Source organism: Bradyrhizobium sp. SZCCHNGR1005 (assembly GCF_032489995.1).
Taxonomy (GTDB): Bacteria; Pseudomonadota; Alphaproteobacteria; order Rhizobiales; family Xanthobacteraceae; genus Bradyrhizobium.
Window position 1 is genome coordinate 59,829 of record NZ_JAUEZC010000005.1, and the last position, 25,319, is coordinate 85,147.

Below are 25,319 nucleotides of genomic sequence, written 5' to 3' on the forward strand. Positions count from 1 at the left end.
GGTCGAACAGGGAACGGTTCCCCCTAGACGCACCAAGAGTTCTACGACTTAGCCTCGTTTTGAAGAAACCGTCGAATATCCGTTGAATGAGCAACGGTATGCAAACTCGCAACTTACAGCTATCGCATATATCCGGCCTGGGGCCGCTTTATCTCAGAGGATCGGATTGGCATTGCTGGTGGTATAAACCTGTATGCCTACGCAGCTAATAATCCCCTGAGTTTCGGTGATGCGACTGGCAATTGTCCAGTCTGTGTTGCCGTAGGCGCGGAAGTACGATCGGCCGCAAAGCGCGCCGCACCGGGCCGCAAAAGCCGGATTCGTTTCGATTGGGCGACCGCATCGCTATCTGACGATGCGTTGCAATGTCCAGAACAGTGCGGTGACCGCAATGGCGGACGAAGCAGGTAGAACGATGCGGACCCGATACCACCGCTTTTCGCGATGCCACATAGCGACTGTCAGAAATACGGTAGCAATGATCGCGAGTTGCGCCAGCTCGATTCCGACGTTGAATCCAGCCAAGGCTGGTAGAACCTCAGCTTTCGACAGACGGAGCTCGCGTAGCGCCCCCGCAAAGCACTAATTTCATTTGCGTCAGCGAAGCTACGCGTGATCCGTCATTCGTCCAGCAGATCCAAGAACTGTTCGACCCTTCGCAACGCGTCCTCGCTGCTCCGTCCGACATAGATGACCCGATTGCCGTCGCGCTGCAGCAACCGTGAATATGACTTCCGGAGCCTTCCCCCGAGCATCGTTGCGGCAATCGCCTCCGGTCCGACATCAAGGCGCATGATGCCCCGCTCCCTGCAGCTTACCCTGAGCCTGGCAACAGCGAAGAAATTGGTGGCCGCAGGCGGCAACTTGCCGAACCGGCGCAGCGTTTCATCCTCGAGCTCCTCCAGCTCGTCATAACTTCGGCACCGAGCGGCTCGAGCATAGATCTCGAGCCTGACCGCCTCCGACTGCACATAGACTGAGGGAAGCAGCTCAGCGATAGGCAAATTCAGCTCCGGAACCCAGAGCGCGCCCATTCCGTCGCGATCTCCGTCCAGGGCTAGGGTCAGAAGATGGCCGTAGAGGGTCGGGCCGAACACCTGCATGTGGCCGGACTGCCGATCCGAGAGCATGTCGCCGCCGCCGCGGAGGTCGAGATCGCGCGCGCTGATCGCAAAACCTGCGCCCGGACGATTCAGCTCCTCGAGAACGGCCAGCCGCTTCTCCGAGCGATCGGAGCCACCCTCCGTCAGAAAATACGCAAACGCCCGGATACCGCCGCGCCCCACCCGCCCCCTGAGCTGATGCAGTTGTGCCAAGCCAAATCGTTCCGGCCAGCACACCACGATGGTATTTGCACGCGGGATGTCGAGCCCGCTTTCCACGATGTTGGTCGCAAGCAAGACATCGGCCTTGCCTTCGACGAAGTCCATCAACCTCTCGTCGATCTCATCTGCGGGCAGCTTGCCGTGAATCGTGATGATACGTAGTTCAGGCGCCAGCGAGTGGATGCTGGCGAGCATGGGATCCAGATCCTGAATCCGGGGACAAATGACGAAACTCTGACCATTGCGTCTATGCTCGCGGACCAGAGCGGCGGCGATCGCTATGTCCGAGAGCGGCGCCACCTTGGTGACGACCGGAACACGATGGGCCGGCGGGGTTGCGATCACGCTGAGATCCCGAAGGCCGGTCAAACCGGCCGCAAGTGTGCGGGGGATCGGCGTCGCGCTCATCCAAAGCCGGTGACCGTTCTTATTGAGGCCCGACAGCGTGGCTTTTTCGGCCGCCCCGAAATGCTGCTCCTCATCGAGGATGATCAGACCAAGATCGGCAAACCTCACGTCCTTCGATGCGAGCGAGAGCGTTCCGACGACGACCTTGAGCTCTCCGCTCTTCAGTCCCTCTCTCACCTGCCGCGCCTCGGCAGCCGACGCGACCCGCGACAGGTTTCCGACTTCGATGCCGAGCGGCGCAAAGCGCTTGCGGAATGTTTCGACGTGCTGTCGTGCCAGCACCGTCGTCGGCACGACGACGGCAACCTGCTTTCCGGCGAGCACAGCTGCCGCCGCCGCGCGCAACGCCACTTCGGTCTTGCCAAAGCCGACGTCGCCGCAGACGATACGGTCCATCGGATGCCCCGACCCAAGGTCATCCAGAACGTCGCGGATGGCCTTGGCCTGATCGGGGGTGGTGAAATACGGAAACCGCGCGACGAACTGCTCATAACTGGCTGGGCGCGGCACGAGCTTCGGTGCTGGGCGCCGCCTGCGCTGCCTCATCTGCTTGGCGAGCTCGTTGGCGACCACGTGAATCTCGGTCTCGGCAGCAGTTCGCCGCGGCCGCCATGAGCTGCCGTCGGCCCTGTCCAACGAGATGTCTCCAAGCTCACCGGCGTACGGCCAGATCAAGGCCAATTCCGCAAGAGGCACCAAAACAGCGTCGTTTCCGGCAAACACCAACCTGACCATCTCGCGTGCGGTGAGATCTCCTGTGCCCATCGACCGCAAACCGCCAAGGCGTGCCAGCCCACGTTGCAGATGGACGACCACAGATCCGAGCTCAGGCAGGTCCACCGCATCGAAGCCCGGCGTCCATGCCCAGTTCGCCGGTTGCGGTTGATGCGCCCTGCTGCCGAGCACGTCGGCAGCAGTGATGACCACGAGCGGCTTTCGTCCGGGAACGACAAAACCGGCATCGAAGCCAGCCAGCATCGCGGCCTCTCGCCTGCCCTTCGCGGTCGCCTGCGCCCAATCAGGGACGCATTCGGCCTTGATCGCGCTCATCCGGGCCATGAGACGCAAATCCGCTTCCACCGCGGCAACGAACAGCAGACGTGCGTCGCCACGCTGGGCCTCCTCGATAAACGCTCGTAACGCCTTCCGCGGAGAGGGTTCCTTGTAGAACTCCGGCGTCGCCCGATACGGGGCGGTCGGGGGCAACAGGGCGATCCTCTTCGCCGCCTGCTCCCATTCGCGTCGGCTCAGATACGCACGATCACGCTCGCCGCGGGCGGCCGCATCCTCGATCGTGCTCAGCCAGGTGGCGGCGTTCCTGGGCACGGCGGTGTCAGCGATCCACTTGGCGCGCGCGCAGTACTCGACAAGGTTAGATTTTTTCCCAGCTCGCTTCTTGAACGCCAGGCGCTCGGACATTGGATCGATCAGGAGCTCCTTGGGTTCGGAAATCACCTCCTGATCCATCGGGTTGAAGGCTGCGATCCGCCGTATCCTGCCTCCGGAATGCTCAATTCTGAAGGGGCCGAGCGCACCGGCTGGAAAGATCTCGAACGTATTGCCGTGAAACAGAACGCCACCGGGATAATCCGGACTGTCGTCCAGATCGTATCCGAGAGCACGCAAGCGGGCTTCGAGATCGTCTTCGGAATAGACGCCCCCGATGCGAAGTGGCAAGCCGAGCCGAGACCAGTTCGCCGGCAACGGCAAGCGTTCCATTATTGCTTCCGCCGTAGTGATCAGCAGGATCGGCTTCTTTGCGCCCGCAAGACGTCTCAACACAGAGCTCCGCCTGCCCGCGATATCACGTGACGGCTCCAGCTGATCGAATGGCAGCGTGTTCAAGCGCGGATAGACGAGCACGTCACAAGTGGGCTCGACGACCTGGATGATGGAACCCAACCGCTCGGCGCGGCGCTCGTTCTCGGCGAGAAACACGAGACCGCGGCGCCCCGACATACGCCACTGCGTCACGACATGCAGCGCCAACATGCCGAGCGGAGATGAGGAGGAAACGCCAATCCGGGGTGGCGCCGCCTTCTTGGGCGCACGTGTCGCCTTCTTCCGAGGAGCGACCTTCTTTGGTGCCGTGGAGTGCTTTGGTGAAGCGGTCTTTCGCCGCGCCGAGCTGCGAGGGGTACGAAGAACAGAGGACAACGAGATCTCGTGCGTGATGGGCAAACGCCAGGGAGCCCCAGCGAATCTGCCCGAGCTTTAGCGGATTCGGTCGTTAAAGGGGACCGAACTTCGGCAGCCTGATCACCGGGCAGACCTCGAGCTCGAAGGTGTCACCGATCAGCATCAGCCGCACCACCGGCATTCCCCGGAAAGCGGTGCGCAAGGCAGATCGAACGAAAGCAACGATGAAGATCGCAGCGATTGGGCGGCAACTCCATATCCTGGCCGTCGATGTTGGCCCCGAAAATGTGAATATCGGCCCGGTTCTCCACCAGCGCGCGCACGATCGCGGGGCTGAGATCCTCCTCGAGGTCGATGCGGACCAACGGGGGCCGCTCAAGGAAGAGGCTGAGCTCGTCCGCGGGCTTCGAGGATCACAGACTTGTTGGCAGATCCGGATCAACCCACGCTTGCCCTGCCGATATCCCGTCAATTCGGTCTCGAGCCTTACTCAGGTTTCCCAGGATGACGCGGGCGTGCTCAAGCAAGGCAAAGCCGGCAGGTGTCGGCGCGATCTCTTTCGAATGGCGACGCAACAATTCAACCTTAAATAGGTGCTCGATATCCGAGATGCGGCGGCTCACTGCGGACGCGGCGATATTCTTCTTTTCCGCCGCTTTCGCGATACTCTGCTCCTCGACGATCGCCACGAACAATTGCAGCGTCAAAAGATCGATTTTGGCCGTCTTCGATCGTATCCTTACGACTGTTCACTATAGCGCTTTTTCAATCGCAGCGAGCTTCCCGTGCCCCTGCCGGATTCCGTTATCCTATTCCGATCCGGAATAATCGTGCCGCCAATCTTAAGAACCGAAGCTCGCCAGAGATCTGCAGCTCCGATGAGAACCGCCTCTTTATGAGATGGATCCGGATTTCTACCGGTTCAATATTGGCGCGCAGCGCTGTCGAGTGCCGCTTTCAGCTGTACCATTCTGTCACAGACCTCTGCGACATGCGCTGATGGACTTTGGCGTGCTCGCTCGCATCGGGCGCGACCCTAATGAGCTGTCTTTGCACAGGCCGCGTTAACAGGGCAAGGCATATCAAAACGAACAATATCGTGAAGACCAGCGACAGAGCATCGTTGAGTGTGAGCGGGGACCGCACATCCTCACGAAATAGGCCTTGATGATCAAGCCTCGATCGAAGCGCCACTGTTGCCTTATCTCCCAAAAGCCGTCTCCGAATTGTTCGATCAAGATTACCGGCAGATTACAACCGCAGCCGAACGGTGCTTATTCGCGCAACCTGGGGGCTCCTCGTCTCGAGCGGCCAGGCTGCCGCCCCGCACACGGGCGGCTGACGCAACACGCCGCCCTGGCCCCTTATATTGCGGCAAGGATGACCGGTTCGGTTGCGCTGAGACATGAAACTCCGGTCCGAGATAAAATTGCGTGCTGCGCCAGACCGATCCGCAGAACGCACGGGTCAAAGCGGCATCACCGTTCGGCTTAGGTTTGGGTACTAGTCCGTTTCCAGCGCGTGCGGCCCCGTGTTGGTGTCGGCCACCTCTGGTTTTGCGACATCGATCTGGCCATCCCAGCCACCACCGAGCGCCTTATTGAGCGCAATATAGTTGGCGGCGATGAGGACCTGGCTTTGAAGGAGCGTGTCTTCGGCGCTGTAGAGCGAGCGCTCGGCAGTCAGCACATCGAGGAAACTCGAGGATCCCGCCCTGTAGAGGGATTGAGACAGGCTTGCCGCCTGCCGATAGGCCATTGCGGAAGCGGCGAGCATACGGCTCCGCGACCGCTCCTTACCAAGTGAGAGGAGCGCGTCTTCGACGTCCCTGAGGGCGACAAGGACCGACGACTGATAGGCGATGAAGGACTGGTCTCGCTGGGCTTGCGCGATCTCAACCGCTGCCCGCAGCTTGCCACCGTTGAAGACCGGCACGCTCAAGCTCGGACCGAACGACCAACTGATCGACGAATTCCTGCCGAGATCACCCAGTTGCGTCCCCGAGGTCCCAATGCTTCCGGTGAGATTGACACTGGGATAGCGCGCAGCCTCGGCCTGCCCGATCCTGGCGGTGGATTGCGCATACTGACGTTCGGCGAGACGCACATCCGGACGCGTGAGCAAGATATCGGCCGGAATGCCGGCCGTGATCGGCAATTTCGGCATTGGGATCGACGCCGGTTTGGCCAGACGGCCATCCAAGGCTGCCGGTGGCCGCCCGATCAATACCGACAACCGATGCACCGCTTCGGCGTAAGACATCTCCAGCGTCGGAATCGCTGCGCGCGTGGTTGCGGCCTGTCCTGTTGCATTTGCGACGTCGGCGGCAGAGCCGGAGCCGGCGGCCAGGCGATTGCGCGTAATTTGGATCGTCACGTCCTGAGAAACTGCAGTACGACGGGCCAGCGTGATGCGCGCCTGATATCCGCGCAGTTGAACATAGTTGGAAGCAATGTCGCCGACGAGCGTCAGGAGGACGCTGCGAAGATTGTTTTCGGACGCTTCCGCGCCATAGGCCGCCGCCTCGACCGCCCGCCGGTTCGCGCCGAACAAATCGAGCTCCCAACTCGCATCGAAACCAGCCTGAAACTGCGTGTAGGGTCCGTCGAACCCAGGTCGGGATGGTGAAGGTGTGTTGCCCATTGGCTGCAAGCCCGACACCCCCTGCGATGAAAAGCCAGGGCCTTTGGAACGCATTGCCGACTCTGTGTTCCTGAGCGTCGGAAATAGCGCGCCGACGGCTTGCCGATAGCTGGCCCGCGCCTCGCGGATTCTCGCCCTAGCGGCGGCGACATCGAGATTGCCGCCAACCGCCTCCTCGACGAGTTGATCCAGCAGCGGATCGCGAAACCGGGTCCACCAATGCGCCAGGTCAGGCGGCCGGGATGGACTTGCGGCTTCTGCCCTGCTCCAATGCGATGGCAATGCGAGCAGCGGCGCCTGATAATCCGGACCGACCGCGCATCCGCCCAGCATCATTGCGCCCACGGCCAACAAGGACATCCCGCTAGACAGCGAGCAGATGCGCTTCGAAGAGGCGCCAGGCGCCTGTGCTGTCGCTCCTTGCGTTCTCATTGCTATCCCCAGCGCTGCGCATCTGTCGCGCTCGCCCTGGGGCCGTCCATCGATGCATCCGTCCGGGAACCGCCCTTGAAGACGCGCCGCACGGAGACGAACAGCAACGGTACAAAGAATATACCGAGCACGGTTGCGGCGATCATGCCGCCCATCACGCCGACACCGATCGAGTTCTGGGCGCCCGAGCCGGCGCCGCTCGCGACGGCCAAAGGCGCAACCCCGAGGATGAAGGCGAAGGAGGTCATCAGAATTGGACGCAAGCGTTGTTTGGCGGCGAGCAATGTAGCGTCGATCAATTCCAGTCCTGCGTCTTGGCGAGCGATCGCGAACTCGACGATCAGGATGGCATTCTTTGCGGCAAGGCCGATCGTCGTCAGCAGGCCGACCTTGAAGTAGACGTCGTTGCTCTGGCCGAGTAGAAGTGCCGCGACCAGCGCACCCAGGACGCCGACCGGAACGGAGAGCATGACGGCGAAGGGGATCGACCAGCTCTCGTAGAGCGCTGCAAGACACAAGAAGACGACCAGGATAGAGACCGAATAGAGCGATATCGCCTGGTTGCCGGACAGCTGCTCTTGCCGCGAGAGCGCGGTCCATTCATGGGCGACGCCTGCGGGCAACGCGGCGACGAGACGGTTGATCTCGGCCATCGCATCGCCGGAGCTGACGCCGGACGCCGCGTCGCCCTGGATCTCGACGGCCGGCGATCCGTTGTAGCGTTCCAGGCGTGGCGAACCGAAGGTCCAGCGGCCTGACGCAAAGGCAGAGAACGGCGCCATCGTGCCGGAGGCATTGCGAACATGCCAGCGATCGAGGTCCTCGGGCTGCATCCTGAAACCCGGTGCCGACTGCAGGTAAACTCTCTTGACGCGACCGCGATCGATGAAATCGTTCACATAGCTGCTGCCCCAAGCCATCGAGAGCGTCGTGTTGATATCGGCAAGATTGACGCCGAGCGCGCTCGCTTTGTCCTGATCGATACCGACCGAAAACTGCGGCGTGTCGTCCTGGCCATTTGGACGGGTGCCGCGCAGGAGCCTGCTCCGCGCGGCAGCGCCGAGCAATCGATCGCGCATGGCCATGAGCTTGTCGTGGCCGGCGCCGGCGATGTCCTTGAGGTAGAAGTCGAACCCGTTGCTCGTGCCCAGCCCCTCGATCGCGGGCGGCGCCAAGGCAACAACCCGAGCGTCCCTGATACCGCCGAAAACCGCCATTGCCCTGCCCATCACAGCACCGGCAAAAAGATCAGGAGTCTTGCGTTCAGCGAAATCCCTCAACCGCACGAAAGCCATGCCGACATTCTGGCCCTGGCCCGAGAAGGCGAAACCCGTCACGGTCATGATGCCATCGACGGCCTTCGTCTCGCGATCGAGAAAATACCGGGTGACCTCATCGAGCACGCGCTCGGTCCGGTCAGCCGTGGCACCGACCGGCAATTGCGTCACCACCATGAGAAGGCCCTGGTCCTCCTCCGGGAGGAACGAACTGGGTAAGCGGACGAACATAAGGACCGCGCCGACGACGATCAAAGCGAACGCAATAAGCCCAGGCCATGGCCGCCGCAGGATCGCGCCCGTGCGGCCGTAGTAAGCATCCGCGCTTCGTTCGAGCGCTTGGTTGAACCAGCCGAATACCCTCCTCTTCCCATCGTGCGGTTTCGGCGGACGCAGAATGGTCGCGCACAGCGCCGGCGTCAGGATCAGCGCAACAAGCACCGACAGCACCATGGCCGACACAATGGTCACGGAGAACTGGCGGTAGATGACACCGACCGAGCCGCCGAAGAACGCCATCGGCACGAACACGGCCGACAGCACGGTGGTGATGCCGACCAGCGCGCCGGTGATTTCCGTCATGGACCTTGCGGTCGCATCGCGCGCCGACAAGCCCTCCTCGTGCATGACGCGTTCGACATTCTCGACCACCACGATGGCGTCATCGACCAGGAGGCCGATGGCGAGCACCATGGCAAACATGCTCAATGTGTTGATCGAATAACCGGCAAGCGCCAGGACGCCGAATGTCCCGAGGAGCACGACCGGCACCGCCAGCATCGGGATGAGCGTGGCGCGGACGTTCTGCAGGAATGCCAACATCACGAGGAAGACCAGCGCAATCGCCTCGACCAGGGTGCGGGTCACCTCCTCGATCGAGATCCGGACGAAAGGGGTGGTGTCATAGGGGTAGACGACCTTCAAACCTTGCGGGAAGGTCGGCGCGAGCCGATCGATGAGGTCCTTGACCGCAACGGCTGTGCGGATGGCATTGGCGCCGGTTGCGAGATTGATGGCAAGCCCGGTCGCCGGCAGGCGGTTATAGGTCGATGAGCTCGTATAGTCTTCGGCGCCGAGTTCGACGGTTGCGACATCATTGAGACGAACGAGCGAACCATCGGCCGTGCTCTTGAGAATGATGTTGCGGAACTGCGCCGGCGTCTGCAGGCGGCTTTGGGCGGTCACGGTCGCATTGAGCTGCTGCCCCTTGCGGGCCGGCAAACCGCCAAGCTGGCCGGCCGACACTTGGGTGTTCTGGGCCTGGATCGCGGCCGCGACATCGGCCGGAATCAACGCATATTTGACGAGCTTGTCCGGATCGAGCCAGATCCGCATCGCATAGCCGCCGCCGAAAAGCTGCGTATTGCCGACGCCTTCGACGCGTTTGAGCGCGTCATTGAGCGAGCTTTTGACGTAGTCGGACAGATCGGTCTCGCTCATCCGGCCATCTGTCGAGACGAAGCCTATGACCATCAGAAAGCCGCTGGAGGACTTGGTGACGGTGAGACCTGTGGTCTGGACCATGGCCGGCAGCAAGGCGGTGACGAGTTGCAGCTTGTTCTGCACCTGCATCTGCGCGACGTCGGGATTGGCCCTGTTGGTGAAGGTGAGCGTGATCTCGGCCTGCCCGGTCGAGGTCGACGACGCCGTCATGTAGTCGAGGTTGTCGAGGCCGGTCATGCCCTGCTCGATGATCTTCGTCACCGAATTCTCGACCGTCTGCGCATCGGCGCCGGGATAGCTCGCGCTGATCTGGATCGATGGAGGTGCGATCTCCGGATATTGCGAAACCGATAGCGTGTTCAGCGCCAGGAGGCCGCCGAGCATGATCCCGATGGCGATCACCCAGGCGAAGATCGGCCTGTTGATGAAGAAGGCGGAGATCATCTGTCAGCCCTTGATGTCCTGATCGCGCGGTGAGCTCATCCCGCGCTCGCGTACCTCGCCCGTCGTCTCGTCGATCACGACTTCGGTGCCGGCGGCCTGTTGCCCAATGCGCACGAACTGGGTGCCCTCGACGATCACCCGGTCGCCGTCGCGGGCGCCGGCGCCAACCAGCCAGTTGTTGCCGACGCTGCGCGCGACCGACAGTACGCGCTCCTCGACCTTGCCGCTCTTGTCGATGAACATGGCCGTCGCCTCGCCCCTGGCATTTCGGGCAACGGCGCGCTGCGGCACGAGGAAGCTGTTCTGCGCCACGCCCTCCTCAACGCTCGCGCGGACATACATGCCCGGCAGTAGCAACCGCTGGGGGTTGGGAAAGACGGCCCTGGCGGTGAACGTGCCCGTCGTTGTGCTGACGTTGGCCTCCGAGAATTCGAGTCTGCCCGTCAACGGATAGAACGCTCCATTCTCGAGCTTCAATTTCACGGCGATATTGGTGCCGGTAACCTTGACCCGCCCGGTGTCGATCGCTTGACGTAGGTTGAGCAGGTTCGTGCTCGACTGGGTGGCGTCGACATAGATCGGGTCAAGCTTGCGAATTGTCGTGAGCACCGTCGCCTGACCGGCGGTGACCAATGCACCTGGCGTCAACGAAGACTTGTCGGTTCGCCCACTGATCGGCGCCTTGATGGTCGTGTAATCGAGATTGATCCTCGCGGTCTCGACGTTGGCCTTGGCAGTCGCCACCTCTGCCCTGGCCTGGGCCAGCGCGGCACCGGCATCATCGAGATCCTGCTTGCTGACGGCGTCGTGCTTGACCAGGCCCTGGTATCGTTCGACCTTCGCCTGCGCGCTCGGCAAGGCCGCTTCCGCCTTCTGCAACGCGGCCACGGCGCTGTCATGCGCCGCCTGATAGGGGGCCGGATCAATCTGGTAGAGCGGCGCGCCCGCGGCGACTTCGTCCCCTTCCGTGAACAGCCGCTTCTGGATGATGCCGGCGACCTGGGGACGAACCTCGGCCGTCAATGAAGCAACGATGCGACCGGGAAGTTCTGCGGTGATCGCGACAGCCTGCGGGTGTAGGGTGACGATGCCGACCTCTGGAGTGGTCATTCCAGCAGCAGGGACCGCATCGTTTGATACCGGCTTGCAGCCGGCCAGCGCAACGCTCGCCGCGACGGCAGCGATGTTTACGATCTTTGAACGATAACCCATGAGCTTCCACATTCCGAGCGCACAGCGATCGGTCCCAGCCGTTGCCGAGACGCGATGCGGAGTGCACGCGCCACCTATCCGGCGTGCATTGGGCGATCGTGGAGATTTGATGGAGGTCTGATGGAGGCGACAGATCGTCGCGTCGCAAGCGCGCTCGTAGCAGGATATATGCCAAATCGAGAAATCGGGTTTGGATCAGCACTCACCTGATCGAGGGCGAAGTCGGTCGCAACGTTAGAGGGTCAGGCAGGCGGTTCCTGAACCGGTGCGACGATAGGAGTTCTGTTGATCGGATGAAGAGTACGCTTGCAGATCAGCCGGGCTACCAGACATGAACGAACTTATTCTGGTTGCGGAAGATGAGCCGGAAATCGCCAAGATTCTGGACGCATATCTGGTGCGGGAAGGATTCCGGACCGTAGGTGCTACGGATGGCAAGGCTGCGCTCGATCAGCACGTCATCCTCAAGCCCGATCTGGTTCTTCTGGACCTCAAGATGCCGAAGGTCGACGGCTGGGAGGTGTTGACCGAGCTGCGGCGGCGCGGCGACACGCCTGTCATCGTGATCACCGCCCTCGATCAGGACATCGACCGTCTGCAGGGGCTGCGTCTAGGGGCCGATGACTATGTGGTTAAGCCCTTCAACCCTGCTGAGGTTGTGGCCCGCGCCAAGGCCGTCCTCCGAAGATCGAGGCCCTCAGGAAACAGTGCCGTCTTTCGGATTGGCAAGCTCGAAGTCGACCTGGAAAGCCATCTCGCGCGCGTGCGCGCCGACGATGCCACAGTGCCGTTGCAGCTGACCCTGACCGAATTCCGGCTTCTCGTTCATATGGCAAAATCGCCGACGCGGGCCTTTAGCCGCGGCGAACTCGTGGATGCCTGCCTTCCGGGCGGTGATGCGCTCGAAAGAACCGTGGACAGCCATGTCAGCAACCTTCGCCGCAAGCTTGATGAGGCCGGAGCAGCAGGAATGCTGGCGGTTGTCCGCGGGATCGGCTACCGGTTGGCAGCGATATGAGACGACATCGTCTCGGTCGGCAGATCACACTCTCGATGAGCGCCGTCGCGGTCATCGCGATCCTGATGGTCTTCGTCGGCTCGTTCCTCTTCTATGGAATTTATCTGACCTGGTTTCCGCAGCCGCCCGGCCCGCCTCCCCTTCTTCCGGAGGCACCGGATGTCATGTTGATCGCCGTCTTTCTGCTTCTCGGCCTTGCGATCGCCATTCACGTCGCGCTTCGGCTGGCCCACCGAATCCTCACCCCCCTCAATTCATTGGCCGAAAGCGCCCGTAAGATCGCCGATGGCGATCTTACGGCGCGCGCTTCCGCCGGCGACCGTTCCCTGGGCGAGACCACCCAGCTGGTGGACGATTTCAATGCCATGGCCCAAAGGCTACAAGACGTGGCAGACGCAATGCTGTCATGGAATGCCGCGGCAGCGCACGAGCTGCGGACACCACTGACCATCCTACGCGGCACGTTGCAGGGACTGACCGAAGGCGTGTTCGAACCCAGCGACGAATTGCTCCGCAACCTGTTGTCCCAGGTCGAAGGCCTGTCACGGCTGGTCGATGATCTGCGGATCGTAACGCTTTCGGATAGCCACAGGCTGGAAATGCACTTCGAACGGACGGATTTGACCGCGGAAGTTGCGCAGGCGGTCGATGCAATGCGCCCTGCTCTCGCCGAAACAGGCTTCTCGATCGAAATGATTGCTCCCCCCCTGACGCTGTGTTGTGACGGCACCAGACTTCGCCAAGCGCTGCTCGCCCTTCTGGAAAACGCGCGCCGCTACGCTGACCCGGGGCTGCTCAAAATCTCGCTGTGCACCGAAGAAGCTGTTGTCACCCTGGCCGTCGAGGATCAGGGACCAGGCTTGAGCCTGGCATTCGCAGGGCGCGCCTTCGATCCATTTGCACGGGCGGAGCATTCCCGGTCACGACGATTCGGTGGTTCCGGGCTTGGTCTCTCAGTCGTCCGCGCGATCGCCGAAGCTCACCACGGGCGAGCCCAGTACAGACCATCCGTTGTCGGCGGTTCGATTTTCGAGATCATTCTTCCTTTCGATACCGCGTCGCAGATTTAGCACCGATATCGCAGTCGTTGGCGCTGGTGACGGGGCCACGAGGCGCGACACGATGCTACGCGGTTGGCGCCGCGATCCGGGCCGACGACGTGGCAACCGCTGCGACTACACGACGCCACTCAAGATTCGGATCATCGAGGTCAGCGAATCGCATGGACGCATCCCCGGCCGCAGGCCGTCCGGGTGTCACGGGGGCTGGAGACGCGTCCCGGACGGCCTGCTCATCGGGCGTTGCACCACGTGGGATTGCAGTGCCGCCTGACATCGAACCTCGTGTTCCAGCACCTAGGAACGCCAGCTATTGCTGAAAGTGAATGCTCTTGATTTTTCGTTCGATTTGCCGTCGGCGGTGCGCACCACAAACTCAGCGGGACCAAACGGGCTCGCAGGCACGGTCCCCTATAATGCCCGCTCAATGAGCGCAAACTTTCTCATTCGCACCTCCAGTCCGTTTCCTAAACCGAACTCGCCTACCTGCATTACCGAAACATTACGGCCGCCGCGTTATCGGCCCGCTCCTCTTAGTGTGATGGATTTCGATTCATGCACTCCACGAAGCACGTCTGATACGCAATTGCGCTCCTCTCACCCTACATTGAGTTGCAACGCCAAACGTCGGCGTAGGGCATCAAAATCGCTCACGGCCATCATAATCGCACAACGAAGAGCGCGGCGTAATTCTTTGGTAAGCGACTGAGCAAAGCTCTTGTCACCGAATGCCTGACGGAACGCCTGTGAAAGGCGCATAGCGAAGCCGACGCACGATCGCGGTCCGCGAGGATCAAATGCGACCGCTTCACCATCGCGCCCAGCGAGCCTCAGGACCAGCCAGCCCATTCGGAATGTCTCGGCGCCGATCCAATTCCGGCGCTCCAGCATCTCCGTCCTGCCCCTCTTGCGTCCTCAGCGGATCATATGCCGGTAGACTTTGCGTTTTCCGTAATGGCCAGACAATCGGATCGTTGCCCCGCGCCATGGCGACGTCCCTTCATACGATGGATCGAGGGAGTCGAAGCAGGTTGGGCGGTGCCCCTCCTGCTCCTTTGCTTTGTCGTTGTCTGGACGCTCGCCTTGTCGATTGCCTATGTCGGCTCCGGCCTACATCCCGACGTACTTGAGACATGGACGCTAGGCCGGCACTTCTCATGGGGCTCTGTCAAACATCCGCCATTGATGGGCTGGGTCACAGGCGCGTGGAGCTCGATATTTCCTTCGACCAACTGGTCGCTGCAATTGATGGCAATGTCGAACGCCGCTCTTGCGCTCTGGCTCGTCGATCTCATTTCGAGACAATTCGTGACCGGTCACAAGCGACTGATCGTGTTGCTCTTGCTGATGTTGACTCCCGCCTATCAGTTCCACGCCCAACGCTTCAATGCCAATGCTGTCCTGCTGGTGCCGTGGCCACTAGCAACCTACTGCTTTCTGCGCGCTTTTGAAACGAGGACTGCGCTCTGGGCCATCGCTGCAGGAGTGACCGCCGCCCTGGCGATGTTGGGGAAATACTACTCCATCTTTTTGGTAGCCAGTTTTGTTCTGGCCGCCATTGCCCACCCCTCGCGGCGCGCATATTTTACGACGGCCGCGCCGTGGATCTCCGTGGCGACGGGACTGATCGCGCTCTCACCGCATATCTTCTGGCTCATAAAGAAGGGAGCTCCACCATTCTCCTATGCGCTGGCGCACGCTCACACCGATCTAGCGACATCGCTTCGAGAGGTCGCCTCTTTCCTGGCCGGCCTTGCGGCGGCGATGAGCGTCCCTGCGATAACCTGGGCAATGATTGCTGGTTATCGCCTCAGGCGCCTTGGTCACGATTTTGCGGCACTGAACGCCGGTCTTCGACTGCTTCTCTACATCGCCCTTGGTTCGATTGCTCTGCCAATCGTCACGGCGGTCGTGGTCGGCACCGACCTGCCCTCCCTGTGGGCCCTGCAAGGGCTATTTCTGTTCGTCGTTGTCGCAGTGTGCAGCACGCGCTATCGCATCGAGCGGTTCTATACTGTAAACACAACGGTCCTTGTGGCCTGCATCGCTGCCGTAGCCGTGGTGATCGCAGCTCCGATCCATGCGCTTTACCGCAACAGCTACGGCTATCAGGAGGGGCGTACCTTCTACCCCGAGGCGGCGAACGAACTTACCCGGCTCTGGCGCGAGCTGACCGGAGTCCCGCTTGCAGTCGTCGACGGAAATGAAAGCCTTGGTTTTGCTGTCGCCTTTTATAGTCCTGATCATCCGCAGTATGCACGGGCTTTCGCCTATCCGTACGGATGGAAATTGCCAAACAAGGTGGCTATGGAACGCGGCTGGGCTGCCCTCTGCTTCCAGGACCAGATCGATTGTCTCGCTTGGATGCACCGGACGGCGCTCCAGGCGGAGAACGTCGCGTTCGTCAGGCGCGTGTTCACCGTCCAATCTGATCTGCTCGGCTTGCCTGGGCTGAAGCGAAATATCGTTGCCTTGATGGCGGTGCGACGTCCTTGCGCGCCCGAGGCTCTCCGAGCCCAAAATGGGATGCCAACCGACGAGACCCCCGCGTCTTCCGATGAGACGCAGCCGATTCTGCCCTAGCCGCAGCAACGCGGGCACGCTTTGCCGGACACGCTCCGGTCGCCCGACAACATCTCGCGTCCAAAGCTTGATGATCTCGGGAGATCGCAGGCGTAATTCTCCGGCAATGTTCGGTAGGCAAATGGCAGGGCATCGCATCGACGAATCCGGAAGGAGCATCCCATGAATAAGCCAGTTGTGATCGCGGCGGCGGCGCTGATCGCTGTTGCATCGTTTTCGCCGTCGGGGGCGCAAGCCGGTGACGGCGGCGCCATTGCGGCCGGCGTGATCGGCGGACTGGCCGTTGGCGCCTTGGCCGGATCTGCCATTGCGAACTCCCATCGCGCGCCAGTCTATGTCTATGAGGATCAACACGCCTATGTTCCGTCGTATCGGCGACGTGTTCACGTTCACCGATACTATGAGGTGCCGGCCTATTCTGGGTACGACTACCCGGATTACGACTATTCCTCAGGCTATCGTGACGGCTACTATGACGCCTCATCTGATTGGTGAACCCTGAGGCGGACTCTGGCAGGTGAACGCTGAGGGCGTGGTCTTCAACGGAAGACGACGCCCTCTTCGCTTGCGCGCCTGATTCCCGGCGTCCGCTCGGCGCGCGGCGCGCGTGCTGCGGTTCCAATCCTGGACGAAGTATCCGCCCCCACCCCAGTCGGCAGTACGTCACTACGCGGCGCGAACCGGTTCTCGTTCTTTCGCCTTGCGTGACCGTGGGTGATCTTAGAGGGAACCAAAACTAACAGCCCCATCCACCACCTCAACGAGATATGACATCGTTCTACAACACCAGGCAGGTGTCGCCGCCGCCCGAGTTGGCGAGATAGCAGGGACGCCCTTGGGTCCCGGCCCAAAGTGCTCGCGACCTGACGCAAAGACACAAAAAAACACGCATAATCAATTGTTTCTCAAACAGCCCAATTCGAGCTGGGCTCGTAATCCTATTGCAATCTAACGGTAATGATTGGAGAGAGTTATGACCTAGAGAACCCTAGGAGAGAATGGTGCGAGTTCTGGTCGTGGAGGATGATCCCCAATTGGGGCCTTGGCTGCGGGATGCGCTCGCGACCGCCTTTGGCTCCTCCGATATGGTGACGACGCTCGACGAGGGCAGAGCCGCGGTCGCAGTCCGCAATTTCGAGCTCGTCGTGATCGATAGAGGACTTCCGGATGGCGACGGACTGGCGTTGCTACCTGACCTAAGGTTGCAGAAGCCGAGCCCCGCAACGATCGTCCTGACCTCGCTCGACGATCCCCTCGATATTGCTCGTGCGCTGAACGACGGGGCCGATGACTATGTACCCAAGCCGTTCGAACCGGTTGAACTGCTGGCAAGGGCAAAGGCCGTGCTGCGACGTCTCTTCCTTGACAAGGGTGCCGTGGTGAGCATCGGAAATCTGAGCTACGACATCGTCAACCGCGTGGTCTGCATCGACCAGACTCCCATCGTTGTTCCGCGACGTGAATTGGCGATCCTGGAGGCCATGGTTCGACGGACCGGTCGCGTCGTGTTGCGCGAAACGCTCGAGCTCGCGGCCTATGGTTTTGAGGACGAAATCCAGTCGAACGCGATCGAGTCGCATGTCTCTCGACTGCGCCGTCGCCTTCGCGAGGCAAATTGCAAGGTTGTAATTCGACCGGTCCGCGGCCTCGGGTATCTGTTGGCTGAACAACAATTCTGAAGTGTCAAATGCTTAGACGCCTTCGTCGCTCGATCACGGTCTTGTCCGCGACTCTTATCGGAGTCGTGACCACCATCATGCTGTTGTGCGCAGCCGCCCTGCTTCTTCGACTTGGCGGCGATGACGACGGCACGTGGGGGGCCGCCGACGTGGCCGACGCTCTGAAAGAGGCTGTCGCGCGCAACGAGCAGGGACAGCTCGAGGTCAAACAGACCAAGCGACTCGACAAGATCGTTCGCGACTTCCCAACGTTCTGGTACGTTGTGTCTGACAAGAGTGGGGAGGTCAGTTTTGGCGCAATTCCAAAGTGGCGCCCACAGAAACCACTTATGCCACAGCCGGGAACAAGTTTCCTTGCTTACGCGGTTGACGGCCAGACCCGAAACATCAGGAAAATGGTGGCCGTTCGAGATACGCCCGCCGGCGAAGTCTGGATCGAGACAGGAGGCGTCGCCTACACTGCAACACAGCTCATGATCGGAACGCTCACCGATGCGACGTTTGTCGCGCTCCCGATCCTCATCGTCCTCGTCGCGACGGCGTTTACGGCCCTGGTCTTTGTACCAACGCTGATTGCACGTCCGGTCCGCGCGGTCGCAACTGCGGCCGAGATGATCGACGGTGTTCCTGACGGTCGCAGATTGCCGGAACAGGACGCTCCCGCGGAACTGCTACCGCTGATCGCGGCATTCAATCGGGCATTGTCGCGAATTGATCGCGCATCGAACGCGCAACGGGCGTTCTTGTCCAATGCGGCCCATGAGCTGCGAACTCCGCTCACCAACGCGCGCACGACGCTTGAGCAGGTCGACGATCCCGAGCTCCGTACCAGGCTCATTGCCGAAAACCAGAAACTCTCATCGATCGTCACGATGCTCCTTCAGCTGGCCCGCATTTCGATAGAGCCTGCCGAACGTACAGAGATCGACCTTGTGGCACTCGCGCGCAGAGTTGCAGCCGATCATGTGCCCATGGCCTTGAGAAGCGGGCGTGAGATCGCGTTCACCGACCCCGGTTGCGCCGTCTGGGTCCTCGGCTCGGAAGCGGCGATCTCTGTTGCGCTTTCGAACCTGATCCGAAACGCGGTGCTTCACGCAGCGACCAGCAGTCCCATTCATGTCAACGTCAGGGCCTCGGGACAACTGAGTGTGGTCGACACAGGACCTGGTATGAAGGCCAGCCAACCTGACCTTCTGCTTGAGCCGTTCCGGCGTGGAGACACCCGAGCTGAGGGGATGGGCCTAGGTCTCTCCATCGTTTCCCAGGTCATGGCCACGCATAATGGCACTGTCGCAATCTGCGAGACACCCGGTGGCGGCACCACGATTGAATTGAATTTTCCGATTACAGACCGCCGACCACCAACTTCGGCTCCAGCCAAACCGAGAATGATCGATCAGACGTCGACCGATGCGCAGACAAGCGACTCCGTATCGGCGGCATGAGGGCTTCGACTGATTGAAGTGTACGAGGGCGACAGGCAGGCGTATTGCATATCATGATATGCATATCGAGCGTCTCGCCCCGCTCGGAGTAGCACGTTCGCTATCCGATTTTCTCTTCTTCTATCTTGGCCCGCACCTGCACAGCCGGCTCGTCCTGAACTATCAAATCCACAGGGGCAGGTTTGGCTTGAGCCATGACGTCGGGCTGCTGCGCCTGCGCGAGGAGCTGAAGCGGCATGGGCTTACGCTGAACGATGTCGGATCGGAAGCCCTGCCGAGAGCTGCCGCGGAATACTACACCGAATGGCGTCGTCTGTGTTGCCGCCAACTCGTCGATTCGGTTCGTTCCCTCCTGAGCTTGGTCAGCTTCAACTCCGTTGTCGTTTCGAGCTATGCGCCACCGAAACTCGGAGAGACCCTGTGCTCCCAGCTTCATGAGGAGGTACCCGAGGTGGATTTCCTCTACGGCGCGAACTTTGTTGCGCCCAAGGCCGTAGGCGCAGCCAACCTGCCGTATCACTCCCGTTTCGTGGTGCAATAGGCAACGCGGCGTCGATTACGAAGATCTCAGTACTGATCTGCGAAAGCGACGCGCCTCTGCTCACTCTTGCTCGGCCGGCGACGAGCAATCGGGCAGTCACGAGGCACGCAAACCGCCTCCAGTGGCCCGCCCTCACGGCGTGTGCTTCGGCCGCAGCCTTCTGGCAGACCGCGTATCTCACACCGCAATCACCCTCCCGGTGGCCTTGTCGAACAGGTGCGCCTTTTCCAGATCGAGCGGCACGTCGAAGCGGTTGTCGGGTTCGGCCGCCACGCCGACCGGCATCTGCGCCGTGAAGGGGGAGTGGCCGACCGAACCGATGACCAGCGTGTGCGGGCCGAGTGGCTCGACATCTTTCACAATCATGCTGGCCACCGCGCCTGCCGCAGTGCCATGTCGGGCGATATGGTCGGGCCGCACGCCGAGTACCACCGGCTTTCCGACATGTCTGCCGTAGACCGCTTCTCTGCATTTCGGCAGAGCGAGCGCCACGCCTGACGCTTCGGCGAACACAAGTGCACCGTCGCGCGCGATCACCTCGCCTTCGATGAAGTTCATGCTGGGCGCGCCGATGAAACCGGCGACAAACAGGTTGCATGGCCGCTCATAAAGGGAGATCGGGTCGGCCGCCTGTTCGATGCGCCCCTTGTTCATCACCACGACGCGGTCGGCCATCGTCATGGCCTCGACCTGGTCGTGCGTGACGTAGACGACGGTCTTTGCGAGCCGGCGATGCAGCGCCTTGATCTCGGTGCGCATCTCGATCCTGAGCTTGGCGTCGAGGTTGGACAGCGGCTCGTCAAACAGGAACACGTCCGGGCTGCGCACGATCGCGCGGCCAATCGCCACGCGCTGGCGCTGGCCGCCGGAGAGCTGCTTGGGACGGCGATCGAGATAAGGATCGAGATCGAGCACACGTGCGACCTCCTTGACCGCCTCGTCGATCTGCGGCCGCGGCTCCCCGCGCACCTTCATGCCGTAACCAATGTTCTCGGCGACGCTCATGTGTGGATAGAGCGCATAATTCTGGAACACCATCGCGCAGTTGCGTAGTCCCGGCCGCAGATCCGTGACATCGCGCTGCCCGATCCGGATCGTGCCTGACGTCACCGTCTCCAGCCCTGCGATCATCCGCAAGGTCGTTGTCTTGCCGCAGCCGGAGGGCCCCACCAGCACCACAAACTCGTTGTCAGCGACGTGGAGGTCGAGCCCTTCGATGATCCGGTAGGACCCATAGGCTTTGGAGACGCTGTCGATCAGAACGTCGGCCATGATTCGCTTTCTGTCTCTCATGCGATCCCGGACGGTTCGCACCGTCCGGGACCTGTCATCCTCACATCACTTCTTCGGCGGCAGGCCCATCGCAGCGCGATAGCCAGCGAGTTGCTTCTCGCGGCCGAACTCGTCAGTCAGCCTGTTCCATTCCTTGGCCATCGCATCAAGCGCGGCCTGCGGCGTGGTCTGGCCGGCCAGCGCCTTGCCGAGCTCGATCTCCACTACCTCGGTGTAGGAGAAATAGCCGGGCAGACGCATGTCGAGCGCGACGTTCTTGCCGTTGATCGAATCCGCCTGGGCACCGAGATATTCCTTGGCCTCCTCGGGCGTGAAGATCTTGCTCCATAGCGCGATGTTCGCCGTATGCGACTTGCGGTACGGATTGACACCGGTGCCGCCGGTGATCGCGGCTTGCCCCGAAACCTCAGGGCTGGTCAGCGTCTTGACGAAGTCCCAGGCCGCCTGCTGGTTCTTGCCCGACTTCGGCACCGCGATCTGCCAGCCGCCGAACGCCATGAACGGAGCGGGCAGCACCTCGGGGAATTTATCCCACTTCTTGGTCTTGGCGTTCCAGATCTCATCGGAGCCAGGCAGCACCGCCGAGCCGACCTTGCCTGAGATCTTCGACTGCTTCGGATCGGCGGCGATGACGCCGGTGTCGCCCCAGCCGATCGATTCCGCGACCTGGCCGCCGGCCACCGCCGCGTTGACCTCGCCGAACGAGAAGTTCAGCGCGTTCGGCGGCCCGAGCTTGGAGGCGCGAATATATTCCTCCAGCCCCTTTACCCAACCGGGATTGTTGATCTGCGCATCCATCGTCTCCGGATCGAAGAACATCGCGCCGGGATAGTTCGGATTGTTGGTGTAGGCCGCAGCGTGGCTGAAGAAGAACCAGAACTGCTGGCCACCTCGGCGGAATGCTTCTGCCGTGCCCCACAGCCCTTTATCAGGCCGTTGGAAGTACTCGGCGATGTCGAGATATTGCTTCCAGGTCTTCGGCGGCGCAAGATCGTAGCCGTACTTGGTCTTGAAGCCTTCCTTCTCCTTGGGATCGTCGAACAGATCCTTGCGATAAGTATAGGTGTGGACGTCGCCGTCCATCGACTGCGAATAGATCTTGCCGTCCCACACCATCAGGCGCTCACGATAGGCCGGCTCGATGTCATCCCAATCCTTGCCGGACCGCATCTCCTTCGGCATCTCGGAAAGATACGGCACGAAGTCCGGCAGCCAGGCGGGAGCGAAGCTCACCATGTCGAAGGTGGCATCGCCCGACGTGAGCGACGTCGCGATCTTGGGATAGAGCTCCGACCAGGGAAATTCGACGACGTTGACTTTGCCGCAGGTCTTCTTGGCCCATTCATCGGCACCGAGCTTGAGCGCCGACGCAATGTAGGGACCGGTCTGCGTCGCGACGGTCAGCGTCACGCCCGTGTAATCGGGGCTGCAGGCCAGCGCCGGACCGAAGGTGCAGGCCGTGGCGAGCGATGTCGCCAGCATCAGGACAGTTCTTCTCAGCATGGTGTCTTCTCCCTCCTATAGGCTTCCTTTTTGGTCGTTACTTGATTGCGCCGAGCAGCATGCCCGACCGCATCATCCGGCTCAGCAGAGCTGCCATCACCATCATCGGAACGATGGCGACCAGCGCAGCCGCGGAAATCGCCCACCATTCGTCGCCGCGCTGGCTATTCTGCCCCGCGACCAGGATCGGCAGTGTCTGCCAGCGCGAATTCGTCAGAAACAGCGCGAACAGAAATTCATTCCAGACGAAGGCGAGCGTGATCATGAACGTCGCGATCAGCCCGTTCATCGACATTGGCACCACAATGCCGAGGAAGATGCGCCAGCTCGGCACGTTATCGACCATCGCCGCCTCTTCGACCTCGATCGGCAGTGCCTCGAAGAAGTCGCGCATCAGCCAGACGACGATCGGCAGCGAGAAAGCCACGTAGCACAGGGTCAGGCCGATGAAGCTGTCGATGAGCTGAAAGCCGAACCGGCCGATCTCGCTGTAGAGCAGATAGAGCGCGAACGCGACCACGATCGGCGGAAACATGCGCTGGCTGACGAACCAGAACAGGATGTCCTCATTGCCCAGGATCGGCCCCGGCAAAGGCAGCCGGTTGGCGATGATCGCCGATATGAGCGCCAGCGGAAACGCCAACAACAGTGCCTGCGGCCGCGTCAGCCCGAGATAGGTATTGAAGGCGAGATATCCGCCGAGCGCGAGACCGAAGAACACGAGTCCAGCGCCGAGCCGCACCTTGAATTCGAAGCGTACGAGCGCATAGGCCGCCATCGCGCCGATCGCCGTCGCAATCAGCGCCGCCGAGAAGCCGACCATGGTCGAATTCAGGAAGGTGCGAAAGAACTCGCCGCGGATGCCCTGATACAGATCGATGAAGGGCTGCAATGTCGGGGTGAAATCGACAAAGGGAATATAGGTTGGCCCGCCCACGACGCCGGGCGGCGTCTTGAACGCGGTGACAACAACCCAGTAGAGCGGAAACACCGTGATCAGGCACCAGGCGAAACAACCGAGCGCGATCAGGCGCCGCGACCATGGCGACAGTCCTCGGAGGCTGCTCGCGCTCATCGGCGTTTCTCCAGATGCGGCCGCAGCAGCGCCAGATAGGTTACGCCGATGATGGTGATCGCGATCAGGAACAAGAAGCTCAATGCCGAGGTGTAGCCGAGATTGAACTTCTTGAATCCCTCTTGATAGGCGAACAAGGTGAGAGTCTCGGTATCGACGCCCGGACCGCCACCCGTCATCACGAACACCGTGTCCATGATCTTGTAGCTCTCGATCAGGCGGATGAAGACGACCGCGGCCGATATCGGCAGCATCATTGGAAAGGTGATGCCCCAGAACTGCTGCCAGTTGCTGGCATTCTCGAGCTCGGCCGCCTCGTAGACGTCCTCCGGCAAGGTCTGCAAGCCGGCGAGCAACATCAAGATCACAAATGGCGTCCACTGCCAGACCTCCACCGCGATGATGCAGCCAAGTGCCCAGCGACCATTGGTCAGGAACGGCAGGTTGACGAGGCCGAAATGGCTGAGCAGCTGGTTCAGCGGCCCCATCGTCGGATTGAACATCATCCTCGCAACCAGCGCGACTGCGACTGGCGCCAGCAGCATCGGCAGCAAGAAGGCGACCCGGAACAGCCGTTCGCCGGGGATGCGCGCTTTCAGCGCCAATGCCACCGCAAATCCGATCACATATTGCAGGCCAACCGCCACGACGGCGATCAGCGTCGTGGTCAGGATCGCGTTCCAAAACCGCGGCTCCTGCAGAAGCTGCCCGTAGTTACCGAGCCAGACCACACGCGGCGGCATCGGTGGGATCAGTCGGTAGCTCAGGAAGCTCGTGGTCAGGGAAAAGATCAAAGGAAAGATCGAAATCGCGAGCACGACGAGCACCGCCGGCCAGATGAAGACGTGCTTGATCGGATCGTTGCGCATCATGGCGCGGGCTGCTCCTTCAGCAGCGCCTCGATCTCCGCACGGCGCGGCATGGACGGCGCAGTGCCTGGCCGCGTCACCGAGATGCCGGCGGTCGCCGCGCCGAAGCGCGCGGCGTCGAGCGGATCGGCACCGCCGGCGAGCGCTGCAGCAAAGCCGCCGACGAAAGCATCACCCGCGCCGGTGGTCTCGACGACCTTTCCAGCGGCGAATGACGGCACGTGAACCGATCGACCTTTGCCATGAAACAGCGCACCGCGCTCACCAAGCGTGATCAGTGCAGTACCGGCGCCCTTGGCGAGCAAGGCGTCGCCTGCACGGCGCGCGCCGGCGAGATCGGAAACCGCGATGCCCGTCAGCGCTTCGGCCTCGGTTTCGTTCGGCACGACGTAATCGCAGAGTTCATAGAGCGCGTCGTCAAACGGGACGGCCGGTGCCGGATTGAACACGGTGATGCTGCCGGCGCCGCGCGCAGTCTCCAGCGCATGCCGCGCCGCCTCCACCGGCTGCTCGAGCTGCGTGACGAACACCCTGCTCGCCCGGATCGCATCCGCCGCCGCATCGACATCGGCGACGCAGATGCCGCCGGCCGCGCCCGGTGTGATGATGATGGCGTTTTCCCCACGAGTCTCGTGCACATAGATGAAAGCCGCGCCCGTCGGGGTCTCCACCTGCGTCACCTGCGGCACGATGCCCTCCGCCGCCCAGGTCTTGAGCGCGAGTTCGGCAAAAGTGTCTCGGCCGATCCTTGAAATGAAGCTGACGCTCGCACCCGCGCGCGCCGCCGCCACCGCCTGGTTCGAGCCCTTGCCGCCCGGTCCGACCGCGAAGCCCGAGCCGATGATCGTCTCGCCAATCGCCGGCAGCCGCGCTGCGCGGAATGCCAGATCGGCCACGAACACGCCGAGAATGGCCACGCCCTGCCTGCTCAT

Annotated in this window: 18 protein-coding genes and 2 pseudogenes; 8 read left to right on the forward strand and 12 right to left on the reverse strand. The window is 61.6% G+C overall.

The features are described 5' to 3' along the window. Positions 1-117: 117 nt before the first annotated feature. Positions 118-411: pseudogene (locus tag QXZ85_RS33835) on the forward strand (RHS repeat-associated core domain-containing protein); the annotation flags it as partial. On the opposite strand, the pseudogene QXZ85_RS33840 reads toward QXZ85_RS33835, so the two are convergent. From QXZ85_RS33840 to QXZ85_RS21945, 7 genes and pseudogenes are all read right to left on the reverse strand, one after another. Beyond that, a pseudogene (locus QXZ85_RS33840) lies at positions 346-567 on the reverse strand (HupE/UreJ family protein); the annotation flags it as partial. The pseudogenes QXZ85_RS33835 and QXZ85_RS33840 overlap by 66 nt on opposite strands. Before the next feature lie 53 nt (positions 568-620). After that, on the reverse strand, positions 621-3,725 hold the full coding sequence (locus QXZ85_RS21920; RefSeq protein WP_316174932.1) for a DEAD/DEAH box helicase: 3,105 nt from the start codon (positions 3,723-3,725) through the stop codon (positions 621-623). 296 nt (positions 3,726-4,021) lie between these two features. Continuing rightward, positions 4,022-4,237 (reverse strand): hypothetical protein, encoded by a 216-nt coding sequence (locus QXZ85_RS21925; RefSeq protein ID WP_315767942.1) that lies wholly within the window; start codon positions 4,235-4,237, stop codon positions 4,022-4,024. A 48-nt stretch (positions 4,238-4,285) separates the two neighbouring features. Next, positions 4,286-4,579: a LysR family transcriptional regulator gene (locus QXZ85_RS21930; RefSeq protein WP_315727938.1), complete on the reverse strand. Its 294-nt coding sequence runs from the start codon at positions 4,577-4,579 to the stop codon at positions 4,286-4,288. Between the two features lie 796 nt (positions 4,580-5,375). Next, complete coding sequence (locus tag QXZ85_RS21935; protein ID WP_315745096.1) at positions 5,376-6,875, reverse strand: efflux transporter outer membrane subunit; 1,500 nt, start codon at positions 6,873-6,875, stop codon at positions 5,376-5,378. A gap of 74 nt (positions 6,876-6,949) precedes the next feature. Further along, positions 6,950-10,111 (reverse strand): efflux RND transporter permease subunit, encoded by a 3,162-nt coding sequence (locus QXZ85_RS21940; protein WP_316174930.1) that lies wholly within the window; start codon positions 10,109-10,111, stop codon positions 6,950-6,952. Between the two features lie 3 nt (positions 10,112-10,114). After that, positions 10,115-11,323 (reverse strand): efflux RND transporter periplasmic adaptor subunit, encoded by a 1,209-nt coding sequence (locus tag QXZ85_RS21945; protein ID WP_316174928.1) that lies wholly within the window; start codon positions 11,321-11,323, stop codon positions 10,115-10,117. 331 nt (positions 11,324-11,654) lie between these two features. Here QXZ85_RS21945 and QXZ85_RS21950 point away from each other — a divergent pair, with 331 nt between their 5' ends. The 7 genes from QXZ85_RS21950 to QXZ85_RS21980 all read left to right on the forward strand — a co-directional run bounded on the left by QXZ85_RS21950 (position 11,655) and on the right by QXZ85_RS21980 (position 19,647). Continuing rightward, a complete protein-coding gene (locus QXZ85_RS21950; protein ID WP_315705852.1) occupies positions 11,655-12,341 on the forward strand; it encodes a response regulator in 687 nt (228 codons plus the stop codon). Further along, positions 12,338-13,411: an ATP-binding protein gene (locus QXZ85_RS21955; RefSeq protein ID WP_315705851.1), complete on the forward strand. Its 1,074-nt coding sequence runs from the start codon at positions 12,338-12,340 to the stop codon at positions 13,409-13,411. The genes QXZ85_RS21950 and QXZ85_RS21955 overlap by 4 nt, the downstream gene beginning before the upstream one ends. Before the next feature lie 915 nt (positions 13,412-14,326). After that, positions 14,327-15,982: a glycosyltransferase family 39 protein gene (locus QXZ85_RS21960; protein WP_315745090.1), complete on the forward strand. Its 1,656-nt coding sequence runs from the start codon at positions 14,327-14,329 to the stop codon at positions 15,980-15,982. Between the two features lie 162 nt (positions 15,983-16,144). After that, positions 16,145-16,477, forward strand: a complete 333-nt coding sequence (locus QXZ85_RS21965) for a hypothetical protein (protein WP_315705849.1) — start codon at positions 16,145-16,147, stop codon at positions 16,475-16,477. Positions 16,478-16,983: 506 nt separating this feature from the next. Continuing rightward, entirely contained in the window at positions 16,984-17,661 is a 678-nt protein-coding gene (locus tag QXZ85_RS21970) for a response regulator transcription factor (RefSeq protein WP_315705848.1), read from the forward strand. 8 nt (positions 17,662-17,669) lie between these two features. Continuing rightward, positions 17,670-19,106, forward strand: a complete 1,437-nt coding sequence (locus tag QXZ85_RS21975; protein ID WP_315705847.1) for a HAMP domain-containing sensor histidine kinase — start codon at positions 17,670-17,672, stop codon at positions 19,104-19,106. 58 nt (positions 19,107-19,164) lie between these two features. Continuing rightward, the gene (locus QXZ85_RS21980; protein WP_315705846.1) at positions 19,165-19,647 is read left to right on the forward strand and encodes a hypothetical protein; all 483 of its coding nucleotides are present in this window, start codon (positions 19,165-19,167) and stop codon (positions 19,645-19,647) included. 177 nt (positions 19,648-19,824) lie between these two features. Here QXZ85_RS21980 and QXZ85_RS21985 read toward each other — a convergent pair whose 3' ends face one another. From QXZ85_RS21985 to QXZ85_RS22005, 5 genes are all read right to left on the reverse strand, one after another. Further along, complete coding sequence (locus QXZ85_RS21985) at positions 19,825-20,919, reverse strand: sn-glycerol-3-phosphate ABC transporter ATP-binding protein UgpC (protein WP_315767945.1); 1,095 nt, start codon at positions 20,917-20,919, stop codon at positions 19,825-19,827. A 66-nt stretch (positions 20,920-20,985) separates the two neighbouring features. Then, entirely contained in the window at positions 20,986-22,443 is a 1,458-nt protein-coding gene (locus tag QXZ85_RS21990; RefSeq protein WP_409998211.1) for an extracellular solute-binding protein, read from the reverse strand. 37 nt (positions 22,444-22,480) lie between these two features. Further along, positions 22,481-23,518: a carbohydrate ABC transporter permease gene (locus QXZ85_RS21995; RefSeq protein WP_315705844.1), complete on the reverse strand. Its 1,038-nt coding sequence runs from the start codon at positions 23,516-23,518 to the stop codon at positions 22,481-22,483. Next, positions 23,515-24,390, reverse strand: a complete 876-nt coding sequence (locus QXZ85_RS22000) for a sugar ABC transporter permease (protein WP_315745087.1) — start codon at positions 24,388-24,390, stop codon at positions 23,515-23,517. Before QXZ85_RS22000 ends, QXZ85_RS21995 begins: the two co-directional genes overlap by 4 nt. Beyond that, on the reverse strand, positions 24,387-25,319 hold the full coding sequence (locus QXZ85_RS22005; RefSeq protein WP_315745155.1) for a ribokinase: 933 nt from the start codon (positions 25,317-25,319) through the stop codon (positions 24,387-24,389). The genes QXZ85_RS22000 and QXZ85_RS22005 overlap by 4 nt, the downstream gene beginning before the upstream one ends.

What these genes read in the sequence shown, in the direction of transcription:
- QXZ85_RS21935 (WP_315745096.1), bottom strand. Translation starts at nt 6,875, where the DNA reads ATGTCCTTGTTGGCCGTGGGCGCAATGATGCTGGGCGGATGCGCGGTC.
- QXZ85_RS21945 (WP_316174928.1), bottom strand. Translation starts at nt 11,323, where the DNA reads ATGGGTTATCGTTCAAAGATCGTAAACATCGCTGCCGTCGCGGCGAGC.
- QXZ85_RS21985 (WP_315767945.1), bottom strand. Translation starts at nt 20,919, where the DNA reads ATGGCCGACGTTCTGATCGACAGCGTCTCCAAAGCCTATGGGTCCTAC.
- QXZ85_RS21960 (WP_315745090.1), top strand. Translation starts at nt 14,327, where the DNA reads ATGCCGGTAGACTTTGCGTTTTCCGTAATGGCCAGACAATCGGATCGT.
- QXZ85_RS21940 (WP_316174930.1), bottom strand. Translation starts at nt 10,111, where the DNA reads ATGATCTCCGCCTTCTTCATCAACAGGCCGATCTTCGCCTGGGTGATC.
- QXZ85_RS21975 (WP_315705847.1), top strand. Translation starts at nt 17,670, where the DNA reads ATGCTTAGACGCCTTCGTCGCTCGATCACGGTCTTGTCCGCGACTCTT.
- QXZ85_RS21995 (WP_315705844.1), bottom strand. Translation starts at nt 23,518, where the DNA reads ATGAGCGCGAGCAGCCTCCGAGGACTGTCGCCATGGTCGCGGCGCCTG.
- QXZ85_RS21920 (WP_316174932.1), bottom strand. Translation starts at nt 3,725, where the DNA reads ATGTTGGCGCTGCATGTCGTGACGCAGTGGCGTATGTCGGGGCGCCGC.
- QXZ85_RS21950 (WP_315705852.1), top strand. Translation starts at nt 11,655, where the DNA reads ATGAACGAACTTATTCTGGTTGCGGAAGATGAGCCGGAAATCGCCAAG.
- QXZ85_RS21990 (WP_409998211.1), bottom strand. Translation starts at nt 22,443, where the DNA reads ATGCTGAGAAGAACTGTCCTGATGCTGGCGACATCGCTCGCCACGGCC.
- QXZ85_RS21980 (WP_315705846.1), top strand. Translation starts at nt 19,165, where the DNA reads ATGCATATCGAGCGTCTCGCCCCGCTCGGAGTAGCACGTTCGCTATCC.
- QXZ85_RS21955 (WP_315705851.1), top strand. Translation starts at nt 12,338, where the DNA reads ATGAGACGACATCGTCTCGGTCGGCAGATCACACTCTCGATGAGCGCC.
- QXZ85_RS22005 (WP_315745155.1), bottom strand. Translation starts at nt 25,319, where the DNA reads ATGAGCAGGCAGGGCGTGGCCATTCTCGGCGTGTTCGTGGCCGATCTG.
- QXZ85_RS21965 (WP_315705849.1), top strand. Translation starts at nt 16,145, where the DNA reads ATGAATAAGCCAGTTGTGATCGCGGCGGCGGCGCTGATCGCTGTTGCA.
- QXZ85_RS22000 (WP_315745087.1), bottom strand. Translation starts at nt 24,390, where the DNA reads ATGATGCGCAACGATCCGATCAAGCACGTCTTCATCTGGCCGGCGGTG.